General features: G+C 56.8%; 13 protein-coding genes. 2 read left to right on the top strand and 11 right to left on the bottom strand.

Annotated features, from left to right (window positions below):
* Positions 1-5: 5 nt before the first annotated feature.
* The 8 genes from rfbB to WS68_RS22015 all read right to left on the bottom strand — a co-directional run bounded on the left by rfbB (position 6) and on the right by WS68_RS22015 (position 7,800).
* Positions 6-1,061: a dTDP-glucose 4,6-dehydratase gene (rfbB, locus tag WS68_RS22050; RefSeq protein WP_059572765.1), complete on the bottom strand. Its 1,056-nt coding sequence runs from the start codon at positions 1,059-1,061 to the stop codon at positions 6-8.
* A 32-nt stretch (positions 1,062-1,093) separates the two neighbouring features.
* Complete coding sequence (locus WS68_RS22045; RefSeq protein WP_197419655.1) at positions 1,094-1,981, bottom strand: prenyltransferase/squalene oxidase repeat-containing protein; 888 nt, start codon at positions 1,979-1,981, stop codon at positions 1,094-1,096.
* Between the two features lie 85 nt (positions 1,982-2,066).
* On the bottom strand, positions 2,067-2,594 hold the full coding sequence (locus tag WS68_RS22040) for a hypothetical protein (RefSeq protein WP_059572763.1): 528 nt from the start codon (positions 2,592-2,594) through the stop codon (positions 2,067-2,069).
* A 781-nt stretch (positions 2,595-3,375) separates the two neighbouring features.
* Positions 3,376-4,302 carry an alpha/beta hydrolase gene (locus tag WS68_RS22035; RefSeq protein ID WP_059572762.1) on the bottom strand — a complete coding sequence of 309 codons (927 nt, stop codon included), beginning with the start codon at positions 4,300-4,302 and terminating at the stop codon, positions 3,376-3,378.
* Between the two features lie 41 nt (positions 4,303-4,343).
* A complete protein-coding gene (locus tag WS68_RS22030; RefSeq protein WP_059572761.1) occupies positions 4,344-4,841 on the bottom strand; it encodes a thioesterase family protein in 498 nt (165 codons plus the stop codon).
* 2 nt (positions 4,842-4,843) lie between these two features.
* Complete coding sequence (locus WS68_RS22025) at positions 4,844-5,809, bottom strand: L-carnitine dehydrogenase (RefSeq protein WP_059572760.1); 966 nt, start codon at positions 5,807-5,809, stop codon at positions 4,844-4,846.
* 51 nt (positions 5,810-5,860) lie between these two features.
* Entirely contained in the window at positions 5,861-6,790 is a 930-nt protein-coding gene (locus tag WS68_RS22020; RefSeq protein ID WP_059573087.1) for a 3-keto-5-aminohexanoate cleavage protein, read from the bottom strand.
* A gap of 59 nt (positions 6,791-6,849) precedes the next feature.
* A complete protein-coding gene (locus WS68_RS22015) occupies positions 6,850-7,800 on the bottom strand; it encodes a choline ABC transporter substrate-binding protein (protein WP_059573085.1) in 951 nt (316 codons plus the stop codon).
* A gap of 265 nt (positions 7,801-8,065) precedes the next feature.
* Here WS68_RS22015 and WS68_RS22010 point away from each other — a divergent pair, with 265 nt between their 5' ends.
* Complete coding sequence (locus WS68_RS22010; RefSeq protein ID WP_059572759.1) at positions 8,066-9,010, top strand: GlxA family transcriptional regulator; 945 nt, start codon at positions 8,066-8,068, stop codon at positions 9,008-9,010.
* Positions 9,011-9,453: 443 nt separating this feature from the next.
* Complete coding sequence (locus tag WS68_RS22005) at positions 9,454-11,157, top strand: M36 family metallopeptidase (protein ID WP_059573083.1); 1,704 nt, start codon at positions 9,454-9,456, stop codon at positions 11,155-11,157.
* 59 nt (positions 11,158-11,216) lie between these two features.
* Here the strand turns inward: WS68_RS22005 and WS68_RS22000 are convergent, their stop codons facing one another.
* The 3 genes from WS68_RS22000 to WS68_RS21990 form a co-directional block, all read right to left on the bottom strand.
* Positions 11,217-12,365 (bottom strand): porin, encoded by a 1,149-nt coding sequence (locus WS68_RS22000; RefSeq protein WP_059572758.1) that lies wholly within the window; start codon positions 12,363-12,365, stop codon positions 11,217-11,219.
* Positions 12,366-12,600: 235 nt separating this feature from the next.
* On the bottom strand, positions 12,601-14,256 hold the full coding sequence (locus tag WS68_RS21995; RefSeq protein WP_059572757.1) for an APC family permease: 1,656 nt from the start codon (positions 14,254-14,256) through the stop codon (positions 12,601-12,603).
* Positions 14,257-14,433: 177 nt separating this feature from the next.
* A complete protein-coding gene (locus WS68_RS21990) occupies positions 14,434-15,297 on the bottom strand; it encodes a glycine betaine ABC transporter substrate-binding protein (protein WP_059572756.1) in 864 nt (287 codons plus the stop codon).
* Positions 15,298-15,366: the final 69 nt, after the last annotated feature.

The raw sequence follows: 15,366 nt of genomic DNA, 5'->3' as shown, positions 1-15,366 counted from the left end.
GCGGCCTAGACCACACCGATCCGTTCAAGCCGGTAAGCGCCGGACAACACTCTTTCCCACCACCAGGAATGATTTAAATACCACTCGACTGTTTTTCGCAGCCCGGTGCTGAAGCTTTCGACCGGCTGCCAACCGAGTTCCGACGTGATCTTCCGATGATCGATCGCATATCGGGTATCGTGCCCGGGCCGGTCTGCGACAAAGGTAATCAGATCGCGATAATGGCCGATCTCGCGCGCGGGCCGCAGCTCCTGCAGCAAATCACAGATCGATTCGACGACTTCTAGATTCGTCCGCTCATTTCCACCGCCGATGTTGTAGGTTTCGCCGACCTCCCCCTTGGTCACCACCAGATACAGCGCCCGTGCGTGATCCTCGACATACAGCCAATCTCGAATCTGCTGACCGTTGCCGTAAACCGGCAACGGCTTTCCGCCCAAAGCACTGAGAATCATGTGCGGAATAAGCTTTTCGGGGAAGTGATAAGGGCCATAGTTATTCGAACAATTCGTAATAACGACCGGCATCCCATAGGTGCGATGCCAAGCTCTGACCAAATGATCGGACGCCGCTTTCGATGCGGAATACGGCGAACTCGGCGCATAAGGCGTTTTCTCCGTAAACGGACTGTCATCCTTCTCCAGATCGCCAAACACCTCATCCGTCGAAATATGGTGGAACCGGAATGCCTCCTTCTTGGTTGCCGGTAATCCGGACCAATAACGGCGGCTGACTTCGAGCATCACGAACGTCCCGTTCACGTTGGTCTGGATAAAATCGGCTGGCCCGGTAATTGAGCGATCGACGTGCGACTCGGCTGCCAAATGCATGACTGCATCCGGCTTGAACTTTTCGAAGATCGACTGAATTTCTTCCGTATCGCAGATGTCTGCCTCGAAGAAAAAATACCGCCCCGAACTTGACACGTCCTGCAGGGAATCGATATTCCCTGCATAGGTAAGCTTGTCGATATTGCCGATCACGGCATCTGTCGACGTGGCCAAATATCGAATCAAAGCAGAACCGATAAAACCGGCTCCACCCGTCACGAGAATTCTCATAGCATTGCCTTGCTCAATTTAACAAGCGGTTTTCAGTTGACGACAGCAACCCAATACGGAGTCAGTGAGCGCTGCAGAATCAAAAGGGTTTGGATACAAGTAAAGCTTTCGTCCGTCGTCGCGGAAGTTGTCCCTAGCGGGCCGAAGCCGCCGTCCTCTTTCTGGTGCAAAGCAACCCACTGCTTGGCCTCTTCGGGGAATTTCGGCTCCGAATCCAGCAAGTAAAGCGACGCGATCGCCATGTAAGTCCCGACCAGGCTGCGCGCACGCCCCGGCCGGTACAGAAACGGGCCGCTGGGATCCTGGAGCGCGCGCAGCCAGTCGACCGTTGCCGTCACATGAGCAAGCCGTTTGCCCAGCGCGCCAAGCGTCGACACCGCGCGGTACGTGGAAAAGGTATCCGGCGGTAAGCCCGGCATATTCGAGAATCCACCGTCAGCGCAGCGGCACGCAAGCGCGAACGCGAACACACCACGCTTGTCGGCAGGCTCTGCCTCCAATGCATGCAGCGACAAAACGGCCAAATTCGTATGCCAAATATCCGAGCGCAAGCCGGGCACGTTTCCGAATCCGCCATCCGGGTTCTGGCAGCGATTGACATAGTCGATGCATGCCTGCGGATTCAGCGGCTCGCTATTAAGCAAGCGCAGCGAGACCGTCGCGCAATACGTTGCGAACACATCGCTGAGCTGCCCCGGCTGCTCCGAAAATCCGCCGTCCGCGTTCTGGCAATTCCGTATCGATCTGACCAAGTCTTCCGCCGCGGCGATCGGCATATCGAGCGCGCGCAAATCGGACAGCACGTGCAACGCGGAAAACACTTGCCAAGTGCGATCGGCACGAAATCCGAGCGGCGAGATCTCGGCAGTCAACCCATACGGCAACGAATTGGACGGCCTTGCGCGATCCAACCAGTTCAAATATTTGTCCACGTTGACTGGAAGCGTCGGAACCGCGCCGGTATGCGGATCTCGAAAGTTGCCGTTGAGCGCATGGTCAATCAGTTCACTGCCGATAGCTCACTTCCTCGTCCTTGTCCGTGACTTCAGCCGACTCAGCCAACTCCAATATCTTCACGGCGGCCCGATCCGCCCCCTTCCAATCGGGTGACGCAACCCTTGAGTGCGGCAGGAAATATTCGTCGGCCTTGCGGTCCTTCAATAGCTCGGCCTCGATGATCTCCGCCAATTCATCCTTGTCGTAACCGACATAGGTCGGGAACCCCAACTCGCACAAACGGCGCAGTGCTTCGACTTCGTGGTATTCCGAGTTGGACGGCAGGATGAAAAGCGTCGGGATGTTCAATGCCGAGATTTCGGTCACCGTGATCCAGCCCGGCGCCGACATCAGCAATTCCGCTTCTTTGAGCAACCCCATCCAGTTCGGGTAGTAAGGAACGCTGATGATGCCGTCGCCCGCCTTGACCTCGTCGCGCCCGAGCAGCACCATCTTGAGATCCGGACGCTGCTTTTTGAGGATTTCGTAGCTCTCGATATACCCGTTGAGCAACCCTTGCTTGCTTTCGGCGAACATCGTGGTGCCGCTGATCGACGCGATGATGTACGGCGAATCGCCAATGCCCAGGTCTGCGCGAACCGTACCCCCGGCCCAATTTCCGAGCCGTTCGATATTTCCGAATGGATTTCGATAAGTGCGTCGCCAGACAGCGCATCCTTTTCGGATGGTTGTCGAGTGGTCATACCTGGAAATTCCCCGTACATGCCGACTCGTCACTCAAAGACGAATAGGCGGATTCCTGTGAACATGCGAGCAGCGATAGTTGCACTGTACGATAGTAATAGTACTTTTCGTTTCGTATTGCAATACCCCTTGAGTTACGTCGGGCATTATATGTAACTATTTGATTTTTAATATATACGCCAGCTATGAAACCCGAGAAGTCTACCGGCACAGGCTATTTTTAGCAATTTTCTTATTATGGCCACACAAAATGAACACTATAGAATTCAATGTTTATTATTTATGCCCAAATCGAGTGAATCCTTGTGCGGAATCAGTGATACTTTTGCCCCACCGCAATGCACATACCCAAATCAAATCATTGAAGCAAGTAATTTTTTTACAGAAAAATATGCCAATCATTCCAGTAAAAAAATTTTATTAAGCATCTTCTTAATTGAATTTTCACGGAACTCCGTGCCATCCTCAGCATATTTGTGCGGGCGGATTTCTTGCGATCGCGGGGTATCGCATCGCGAATGCAGCCACGCTCGTCACGGTACGTATAACGCGTCGTTATGCGGCTAATCTTTTGACGGAAAAGCGCGGCCAAATCAAACATTCAGAGTTCTTGTCAAAAGCGTTTTGCCTGAACGAGAAAATCGCAGACGATCCGGTGCATCCGCGCTGCCTGCGGACTTGTGTCGAGCGCCCGCCACGCGCCGTGCACCAGCCCTCTGCCGAGCCAATAGTGCGCGTCAGCGCCTGCCGAACGAATACGGCAAACATATGCATATGCATCATCCCGCAGCGGGTCATGTTCGGCACCGATCGCAAGCACCGGCGGTAAGCCGTCCAAACGATGCGCATCGAGCGGCATGGCGCCGTGCGGCGGTGCATCGCCCCAATAATGCCGAAGATATGCATGGACGTCCGCGAGCGTCAGCATTGGCGCATGGGCTTCCGTCTCGCGAGCCGGCAGTTGCGGCTCGAAGCCCAGCATCGGATAGATAAGTGCGATAGCACAAACACCATCACGGCCGGCATCGCGCAACGATGCAGCAACCCATGCGGCGAGCGTGCCGCCCGCACTGTCGCCAACCAAACGAAAAGGCCCCGAGGTCGAATCGAAAGGCAAATAGCCGCCAAGTGCGGCGCCGGCAATGCACAGGCAATCGTCGAATGCGGCGGGCGCGCGATGCTCGGGCGCAAGCCGATAATCGACAACGATCACATCGAGCCCAGTATCCGCCGCGATTCTGGCTGCGATCGGCGCATGGCTATCAAGCGAACCAACGACAAAGCCACCGCCGTGAAAATACAGGACCGTTCCGCGCGCAACGCGGCAGTGCGACCGATAACGGCGTAACCGTATCGCACGACCGCCGGCAGCGATGAACCTGGCATCGGATACAACAACGCCGATCGGCAGCGGCGGCGTAAAAGCCGCAGCAAATCGATCGTAAAGCGCACGTTGCTCGTCGATCGGTCGCGATGAGGCATCGTCTGGATACCATGCGGCAGCCTGAGCAATAAAAGCTTCAATTTCTGGCTCCAGCATGACTTGCCTAGGTCTGAATCGGTTTGTCGATTGGAAGCGGATCAGCGTGGAGCAGGCAAGCCTATGATGCGTCTCGCATAAGCCGGAGTCGAATATCGGCGCTGCATTGCATGCAACTGCGCGATACGCTCGGCGATATCATCATCGAATGGTACGGCTTTTGGGCCGCTCGTATCGACGTGCAACAGCATCTGCTCGCTCGCCGACACAGCTTCATCGGCTCCATTCGCAAACATTTCGAGATATAAGTGCAGCCGCTTCGCGTCGTGCGCAAGCACGCGGACATCCACTCGCACGCTCGCGCCTTCCTTGATTTCGTGCAGGTAATTGATATGTGCCTCAAGCGTATAAACGGATCGGCCGCGCGATCTGCGCGCGGCATCGTCAAGACCGATCGAGTCGAGCAATGCATCGGTGGCGAAGCTGAAGATCAGCAGATAAAACGCGTCACGCAAGTGCCCGTTGTAATCTGTCCATTCCGAGCGCACCGTATCGCGGTAAATCGTCAGTTCCGTCGCGTGCATTGACGTCGTCGTCATCGTCACTCCTCGTAGCGCATTCCGTGACGCGCTTTCACCGCGGCAATCGCCGCAATTACTTCTGTAATGCACTCGTCCCGATAGCGTTCGAGCGATTTGATGCTCCGCTGTCCTTGCTGTTTCTCCGTACCCTCAACAATGCGATCGACCAGTGCGTCGGTCAAGCGCGGCGCAACCAACTTGGTCCACGGCAATTCCAGTGCGGGACCGAATTGCTGCATGAAATGGCGCATGCCAGCCTCGCCGCCCGCCAGGGTATACGTTAGAAAGGTTCCCATGAACGACCAGCGTATTCCCGCGCCGAAACGGATTGCGTCATCGATCTCGCCCGTCGTCGCAACGCCTTCGTCGACAAGATGCAATGCTTCGCGCCACAATGCTTCGAGCAGACGATCCGCGATAAAGCCGGGCACTTCCTTACGCACCCTCAACGGCCGCATTCCAAGTGAGCGGTAGATATCGATCGCCGCGTCGATGGTTTCCGGCGCGGTTTGCACACCACCAAGCACCTCGACCAGCGGAAGCAGATAGACCGGATTGAACGGATGCCCGACGACGCAACGTTCCGGCCGGAACGCGCGCGCATGGAAATCGGTCGGCAACAATCCGGACGTCGATGAACCGATGATTGCATCGGGCTTTGCCGCACGACTGATTTTCTCGTGCAGCTCAAGCTTTAGTGTTTGCCGCTCCGGCGCGCTTTCCTGAATAAAATCCGCATCGGCGACGCACGCTTCAACCGTCGAAGCGAAACGCAATCGCTGTTGCGACGCACCGGGCTTCAACCCGATGCGCTCGAGCGCTGGCCACGCGTTCTCGACATTCGCCCGCAATTGCTGCTCCGCATCTTTTCCGGGATCCCAAGCAATGACGTCGATCCCGTTTGCCAGTGCGCGCGCCACCCAGCCACTGCCGATGACGCCGGTGCCAACCGCCGCGAACGTATTGATTTTAGTGATGACAGCCATGGACGATCTACCCTTGGTGGAGAATGAAACCAAATCAAGCAGTCCGATGCATTACGCATAGTCAGTAATCGCCCGCCTTTCGAGCTGCCGCTCGCCGCGTGGCGCAAGCCCGAGCTTGCGCCGCCCTTCAGCCGGGTCCAACACGCGCCCGCCCAATCGTTCGACGATCTCCCGCGCACGCTCGACGAGCGAACCGTTCGATGCATGAACCCCGCGATCAAGCCATAGATTGTCTTCGAGACCGACCCGCACATGCCCTCCAAGCAGCATCGCTTGCGCGACCATCGGCATCTGCATCCTGCCGATCCCGAAGCCGGCCCACTGCGCGCCGGAAGGCAAATTGTCGACCATCGCCTTCATCGTGCCCGTATCGGCAGGTGCTCCCCATGGAATACCCAGGCAAAGCTGGAAAAGCGGCGGATCATCTAGGAGCCCTTCCTTCAGTAATTGCTTCGCGAACCACAAATGGCCGGTATCGAAAATTTCCAGCTCGGGCTTCACGCCAAGCGCCTGAATTTTCTTCGCACCCACTCGCAATTGTGCGGGCGTCGACACGTAAATAAAGTCACCGTCGCCGAAATTCAGCGTTCCGCAATCCAGCGTGCAAATCTCGGGCAGCAATTCCTGGACGTGCGCAAGCCTCGTCAGTCCGCCCACGAGATCCGTGCCTTTGCCAAAGCGCATTGGATCCTCGCCGGGACCGATCTCGAGATCGCCGCCCATGCCTGCGGTCAGGTTGATGATGATATCGACGTCGGCTGAGCGGATCCGGTCCACCACTTCCCGATATAAATCCGGATCACGACTGCCTCGGCCCGTTTGCGGATCACGCACGTGGCAGTGCGCAACCGTCGCGCCCGCTTTTGCCGCCTCGATCGCCGCGTCGGCAATCTGCTTTGGCGTCACGGGGATGGCCGGATGCCTGCCGACCGTGTCGCCCGCGCCCGTCACCGCGCAAGTCACTATGACTTCCTGATTCATCGCGCCCGCCTTGTTCGAATAAAAATGAGTATGCTCGATGACAACTGTCAGCAGGCCGCTCAAAGCCCGAGATATGCCTTTACTGCAAGCAAGCCGTCCTTGCCATCGTAGGTTTTCACCCCCGCCAGCCACGTATCGAGCACTTGCGGGTTCTGTTTGATGTATTCCTTCGCTGCATCCACTGGCTTGACTTTGTTCATCACGGACAGCATCAGCCGGTTTTCCATTTGTGTCGTAAAGTGCAGATTGCCGACGAGCTTGCCTGCATTCGGGCAACGCGCCATATAATCGGGCGCAGTGAGTGTATAGACCCGCGCCTCGCCATAGTTCGCCCCGAATGCCGCATCGCCACCCGACAAATAATTCATGTTGATCTGGATATTCATCGGATGTGGCTCCCACCCGAGGAATACGATCCATTTCCGGTTGCGAATCGCCCGGTTCACTTCGACGAGCATCCCCGCCTCGCTCGATTCAACGAGCTTGAAACCACCGAGCCCATACTGATTCGTATCGATCATCTTTTGGATCGTCGCATTCGCGCTGCTGCCCGGTTCAATGCCGTAGATCTTGCCGCCGAGTTCGGCGCGATGCTTCGCGATATCGTCGAATGTCTTCAAACCCGCCTGATAAACATAGGCTGGTACCGCGAGCGTCGCTTTCGCCCCCGACAGATTCGGTGGTTCAACAACCGTGATCGACTTCGAGTCGATAAACGACTGGATCTGATGTTGTTGCACCGGCCACCAATAACCAAGTGAAACGTCAAGTTGCCTATTCTTCAGGCCTGCAAATGAAATCGGCACGGACGCAATCGTTGTCGTCGGCTTGTAGCCGAGGCCAGCGAAGAGTAGCGACGCGAGCGCCGTGGCCGACGTAATGTCGGTCCAGCCGATATCCGCGAACCGCACATTACGGCATGCGGCCGAATCCTGCGCAAACGACGGTTGTGACAGCAAGCCGACTGCGAGAAGCGTTACACCGGCTGCGAGTGTTTCGATCGGCTTCATCGTTCCCTCCCGATTCGACGGATCATGCATGCCGATTCCGGTAAAGCGGTTCGGCCTGCATCGTGGAATCAAAGGTAACGAGTCATATTCGTGATAAAGCGACCAGCGGCGACGTTCCCTTGCCTGTTTGCGACTCTTCGTAAAAACCACTAGGTGACCAAAAGATCGAATGGAACGGTGCTTTTCCAGCATTTTTGGAAAGCCTGCCTTGCCTCGGTGCGTCTTGCTTGATACGCTCAGTCACAATCGGTCAGATGCGCGAGCCATGCCAGAAGACTTTTATTTCCTATTGCTGCCTGGCTTTTCCGCACTCGGCTTCATGTCGGCAGTCGAGCCGCTGCGTGTCGCGAACCGCTTCAAGCCCGATCTTTACCGATGGCGCATCGTCAGCAGCGACGGTATGCCGGTTGTCGCGAGTAACGGCATTTTGCTGAATGCGGATGCCGCGTTTGCGCAAGTCACGCGTGCAAGCACGATCTTTGTCGTGGCAGGCTTCGATCCGCTTGCTTGCTATACGCGCGCGCTCGGCGACTGGCTGAAACGTGAATACCGGCACGGCACGACGCTTGGCGGGATCGATACAGGCAGCTTCGTGCTCGCGCAAGCTGGCCTGTTCGATCCGTCACATGCGCTGACGCTGCACTGGGAAGCGCTTGCAGCATTCCGCGAACGCTACCCGCACCTGAAGACGACCCAGGAGCTGTTCGAAATCGACGGGCGGCGCATCACCTGTGCCGGCGGCACGGCATCGATTGATATGATGCTCGCCCTGATCGCGCGCCGGCACGGTGCCGAGCTAGCCGCCACGATCTCCGAGCAGTTCGTGCTGGGCCGCATTCGCCAGCATTCCGAGCGCCAGCGCCTCGAGATCGCCGCGCGGTACGGCGTACACAATCGCAAGCTGATTCAAGTGATCGGCATGATGGAGCGGCACATCGACAATCCGCTGACGTCCGCCATGCTCGCTCGAGAAGTCGGTGTAACGCGCCGTCAGCTCGAACGTCTATTCAGTTCGACCTTGAACGACACACCGGCGCATTTCTATCAGCGCCTACGGCTTGAACGTGCCCGCGAATTCATTCAGCAGACCGATATGACGATCGCCGCCGTCTGCGCGGCTTGCGGCTTCGAATCACCTTCGCATTTCTCACGAACCTATCGCGCGCAATTCGGCTTGAGTCCGACGGACGATCGGCGTGCCCGGCGCTGAATTTTTGCACCGCATCACCTGACTGTGCACTACCTTACTGATCTTGCACGTCGAGTCCGACATCGAAAATACATCGAAATAGCATTGAAAATATTCCGTAACATGGCTAAAAATAGAGGGTCACGCCGGCAACTCGAGGCTCTACACGAGGGTGCGTGAATAGAAAAGCTGTATATCGAATATCGATTCCGAGGGGCTCATTATGACGATGCACGATCTATTCTCGCAGCACCTGTCTTTCGATTCGCACGCCATCCTGCACGTCCTCTTCCATCCGTCACCCGGCTCGCGCTGCATGCGCTGATCGCCGGCGGCGACACGCCGCTTCACGCTTTTATCTGTCCGATTGCATCGGCTCGATCGAGCCGGCGCAGGGATTTTGTCGTCCGAGAGTTTTCTCGTGTTCGTTTCGTTATCCAAATCTTTTGAGATCAGGAGAGATGATGCTGACATCCCCAAAAGCACTGCCGCTCGCATTGAGCCTCGCCATCGGTTTCGGCATCGCATCGACGGCCTGGGCAGATTCGAAAGCGCCGAATCCGCAAGAAGAAAGCCGCCGCGCCAGCCTGACGCGCGGCATCGTCCCTCCCATCGATCAGATAAGCAAAACTGGGCAAATCCGCCCTGGGGTAGTGTCGATTACGCTGCCAAGCCCGGCATTTCGTGCAAAGAAAGCCGATGCCGCGACGATGGCACGCGAATTTATTGCTGCGCACGCCGCTCAACTCGGAATCGATCAAAGCTCAGTCGCCAATCTAGCGGTTGCAGCAGAGCGACGCGATGATACTTTTACCGTCGTGCGTTTCCAGCAACGCGCGGCGGGGCTTCCCGTCTACGACAGCGACATCGCAGTCACGGTCACGCCGGACGGTCGCGTCTTATACGTCGCCAGCAATGCGGTGAGCGGCGTCACGCTTGTATCGAGTAAATCACAAGCCGTCGATAGTCAACAGGCGCTCGATCGCGCACGCGCCTATCTAGGCATTGGCGGATTTGCAAACGTTCGGTCACAACTCGTCGCGTTCGTCGACGGCAACGGCACGCACACGGCATGGAAGGTGCGCGGCAAACCGCAAGACAGCTTGCACGGCGATTGGGAGTTGATCATCGATGCAAACAGCGGCGAAGTGCTGCGCGCAGAAGACAAAGCATCCTACGCGACGGACGGTGCAGGTTTCGCATTTTTGCCTGATCCCCTCTCGTCGACGAGAAGCAGTTACGGTAGCACCGGCTTCAAGGACAACAACAACGCGGATTCGACGCAATTGACCGCCGCAAGGGTGCCTGTGACGCTCAAGGAGCTTACTCAGGCGGGAACGAATTACAAACTCGCTGGCCCCTACGCGGTATGCGTCGATTTCGATGCACCCAATGACAATGCATGCCCAGCACAAACATCGACAACATTTGATTTCACACGCTCCAGCCCGTATTTCGAAGCGGTAAACGCGTACTACCACATCGATACGTTCCTGCGCTATGTAAACCTTGATCTTGGTATCAAGGCGACGCCGTATCAATATGCGGGAGGCGTGCAATACGACCCACACGGTCAATCTGGCGCAGATAATTCGTCATACTCATCGAGCTCCGGCAAGCTCTCGTTCGGCCAGGGCGGCGTCGACGATGCGGAAGATGCGGACGTCGTCGTTCATGAGCTGGGACATGGCATTCATGACTGGATCACGAACGGCGGACTCTCGCAAGTCGAAGGGCTGTCCGAAGGCACGGGCGACTACCTCGCGGCTGGATACAACCGTGATCACGGCCGCTGGAACTCGTCCGATGCGCAATACAACTGGGTGTTCGTCTGGGATGGTCACAACGAATACTGGGCCGGCCGCGTGACGAACTACAACGTAGGGCGCACCTACGCCCAGATTCGGAACCAGGAAATCCATTCCGCCGGACAATACTGGGCTTCGTGCAACCTCGTCGCGCGGGATGCGATCGGCGGCGCGGCCATGGACAAGGCATTCCTCAAAGGGCTATCGATGACCAATAGTTCGACCGGCCAGAAATCCGCGGCCCAAGCCGTGCTGACTGCAGCCGCAGCGCTCGGCTACAGTAGCACACAGATCGATGCGATCGGCAACGCATACAACAAAAGCTGTACATATAGCGTGACCGTGCCTAAGGCCATGTGACAAGAGCCCCGCTGTACCGGGGCTCCATCGGGGCGTGCGGTGTAATCCGCGCGCCCGAATCAGAACGAATGCCGCATCCCGATTCGGATGTCGGCCTGCGTTTGCGTCGTCGATGGCGTAAAGCTGTAGCCAATCACCGCATCGACGCCACTCGACGCACGCAGGTAATCGCCGGATACATAGACATCGGTCCGCTTCGACAACAAGTAGTGAAGCCCTGCCGAGCCCTGGTTCCAATGGTGCCCCTCAAAACGTGTGTGCTGATAGCCGCCGATGAAGCTGAATGCAGGCGTGATCTGGTAGCTCGCCCCACCTTCGTAGACTTGCATGTGCGACGATTGACCGAACCCTTTGATCGTCGTGTAAGTGAAATTACCGATCAGCGTTAGATTCTTGACCGTATAGCTTCCACCGATGCCCAACGTGCTCTGGCTATCCACGTCCATCGGCGTGCTCGAAAACAAATCGGAAATTTGCCCTGTAGCGGGATCGACGCGAGCCGTCGGCTGACCTAGAAAAGTCTTCACACCGAGCATTGCATAAGGATCGAATGCATAGATGCCGTTCGGATTGTTCAGACGCGTATACGCAGCGCCCATCGACAGATCGCCTTGCGTGTAGTTGGCACCGACGCTGTATGCACTGTTACGGTGAAAGTTTCCTGCAACGTTGCCGAACGAGTACATTGCGCCGAACTTGAAGCCTCCAAACGTATTCGACAGAAACTTCACGGAGTTCGGCAAACGGTCGCCGTTGAACCGGTCGAAATCGCCCTGGTGAATCGCATAGCCGCTCGCCCATGCGGATACGTTGGTTAGGAAGACCATCTCCTCCGTCATGTCGAGCTGATTGCCGAACGATAGCGTGCCCCAATCGTTTTGTAATCCGACATATGCCTGCCGACCAAATTCCGCTCCGTTGAAGCCGAGCGCGCCGGTTCCAAGCCTGAAGCCGGTTTCGAGCGTAAATACGGCTTTCAGCCCGCCACCGAGATCCTCGACGCCTTTGAAACCGATTCGGTTTCCATATGAGACGCCATCGTCGAACTTGAAGACGTGCGAGCCACCGGAATTATTCACGTAGGTCACACCTCCATCAACGATGCCATACAGTGTGACGCTGCTTTGCGCACGGACCGCAGCCGGCATACCAGCCATTGCAACCGCAATCGGAATCACGCGCAGCCAAGCGACATTCGAGCTTTTCATTATCACCCTCCCCGAGTCATCGGAAAATTTCGCGCGCAGTTCACGCGCCCGCGAGCACCGTCGAATGACGCCAAGCCGCGGCATCGCTCGCTGATACCGTTGGCGAAAAATACAAACCCATATTTCATTCAACCCGCGTAAACGCGACAGCGAATGTTCCACACGCGACGGCGAGCGTCGCGTGTTCCAAACAGACAGATATGTGAAAGGAAGTGAGATGGCCGCGATGAGCGCCTTAGCGGCCCCACGCAACGTAATATGAAATACCGATGGTCAGCACTGCGCCGGCCAGCGCAGCGTAAGGCGCGATATCGAGCCAGCGGCTGCGCTGCGATATCGTCAGCGAAATATCGCGGGCCATTTGCTCGGGGAAACGACCACGGTCCTGCCAGTAATGGCGATAGACGAAAACCGGCACGATCAGCAGCATCGCAATCAAGCCGTTACGCAACGTACCCGTGCCTTGCAGATCTGCCCCAACGCCTACGTAGACAAGATTCGCGTAGCCGCATACGGCACCGAGCACAAGCAACCATGTCGGGCACCGGAACGGCCGTGCCCGGTCGCCACGGTCCATTCGATGAATCCATCCCGACTGCAAATTCAGGAAAACGAACAACATGTAGCAGACATTCGAGATCGACAGCACCGTCATGTAGTCGGACATCATCAGCAGCACGAGATTGAAACCGAGATCGGTCCACATTGCGCGCGTCGGCGCACCATGCTCGTTGACGTGCGAAAGGTATTTCGGCAGCCAGCCATCAACGGACGCCTGATAGAGCGTGCGAGACGAGCCCATCATCGACGTCATCACGATCAGCAGGATCGACAGCATCAGCATCACGACGATCGCATTGGCCACCCATGCCCCGCCGCCGACGATACGTGCCATCGCAGCAGCAACACCCGTGCCATCGCCGATGTGTGGGTCGAGCATCGCCGCAGTGCCTAGCGCCCCCTGAAACGCCATCGGCACGAGTGTCATGACGATCAGGCACAGCGCACCTGACCAGAAGATCGCCTTCGCGGTATCGCTGCGCGGATCGCGAAATTCGCGGGTATAGCACACCGCCGTTTCAAAACCGTATGACGCCCAACCAGCCATAAACATCGCGCCGAGTGCCATCACGACACCCTGCCCATTCCAACTTCCGAAGGAAGCCGCGGTCAGGTTGCCGTGTGCATCGCGTCCGAGTGGTAACAAAGGCAGCAGATTCGACATCGGCACATCGCCCGTGACAAACGGCACGGTGCCGACGATCAAAAGAGGCGTCAATGACGCGATACCGAGAATGCGTTGCGTACGCGCGGCTTTCGAAGCACCGCTATGCTGCAGCCTGAAGGTGACGAGCAACAGGACTGCCGCGATCACAAACGTTGCGTCGACACGCAGAGTAAGACCGGACTTGATGAAGCCGAGATCGAAAAGCGTCCATTTCCAATTGAGGATCGCCGCGTCGGCAGGAAACAAGCTGGTGAGTGCGTAGCTTGCAGCAAGACCGCAGCCCAGAGCAAGCATCGGCGACCACGCGAGCCAGTTGCACCACACCGAAACGGGTGCGATCAACTTGCTGTAACGCACCCAACCCATCGCACCGTACACCGATGCGCCGCCCGATTTATGGGGAAACAGCCCGGAAATTTCCGCATAAGTCGCGCTTTGAATCAAACCCATCGTGATCGCGGCGATCCAGATCGCCCACGCAGGTTGACCGACCGTCGCACATACACCGCCGATCGTGAACAGCACACCCGCAGGCACACCGCTCGTTACCCAAAAAGCATCCTTCCAATCCAAGCCGCGATGCAGCGTGCGGCCTTCTTCTTCATGTGAGATCGTTGATTCGATATCGCTGGTGCTGCGCGTGCGCAGTCCTGCTTGACTCATTAAAAGCCCTCCCGTGAGGAGCCCGAACAAGATTACATTCTACCAACAATTTTGAACAAAACTAAAAAAATGCTAATTTTCCGGCTTAAAAGTTCAATTTTTTGTTAATTAATTCGGATAACTGTATATTTTATTTGCCCTCCCAATTCCTGCCCCAATAGGCTCGCACGGGGCTCGTCACGGCATTGAGCCGAGCCATTCGGCAACCCGATCGCGATGTGCCGCGATCCATGCATCGGCTGCGGCGGCAGGCTTCGTACCGTTCTGAATCGCGAGCATCACGTTGTCGATCTCGCCAGGCTTCCACTGAAATTTCTTCAGGAACGCGACAACCGGCTTAGCCTTCGCTTCAAGGCCAGGGTTCGCGACGCTATCGACATGCTCGGCCGCGCCGTAAACCCTTTTGGGATCCTCTAGAAAGCGCAGATTCCACTTTGCGAACATCCAGTGAGGCGCCCATCCCGTCACGACGATCGGTTTGTTCGCGTGAATCGCGCGCGCTAGCTCTGCAGTCATCGCACTACCCGAACTCGGCATCAGCGTGTAGTCGAGGCGGTATACTTTGAGCACATCGCCGGTCTTGCGCATCAGACCCGCGCCCGCATCGATACCGACAATGCGGGCGCCGAATTCGGTTTTATCAGCATTCAAATCCTCGATCGTCTTCGCATTCACGTAGGCAGGCACAACCAGGCCGAGCCGCGCATCCGGAAAATTCACTCCGAGATTGACGACCTTAGCCTTGAACTGATCCCAATACGCGCCCTGCGTGGTGGGCAACCATGCAGACAACGTCGCATCGAGATCGCCGCGCGCAACGCCTTGCCACATCACGCCGGCTGCAACAGGAACAAGTTGGACTGGGTAGCCCAGCCGCGTCTCGATGATCCGTGCGGCGACATTGGAAGTCGCAACGCTATCGTCCCAGCCTTCGACATAACCAATTTTCAACGTCGGCTTCGTATCGGCAAACGTCGACGAAACCGCAAACAAAAGTATCGATAGCACACCGCTGCTCACCCATTTTGCAAAGCGCTTCATGCTCGATCCCCCAAATGTTTTCAAGACGTGAATGACTTCTTTAGATTCGTCGATCAGAAATCCCCGATA

Source organism: Burkholderia sp. TSV86, assembly GCF_001522865.1.
In the GTDB taxonomy this organism is placed as follows: domain Bacteria; phylum Pseudomonadota; class Gammaproteobacteria; order Burkholderiales; family Burkholderiaceae; genus Burkholderia.
The sequence above is the reverse complement of the archived record's forward strand: the minus strand, read 5'-3'. Positions and strand labels throughout refer to the sequence as shown.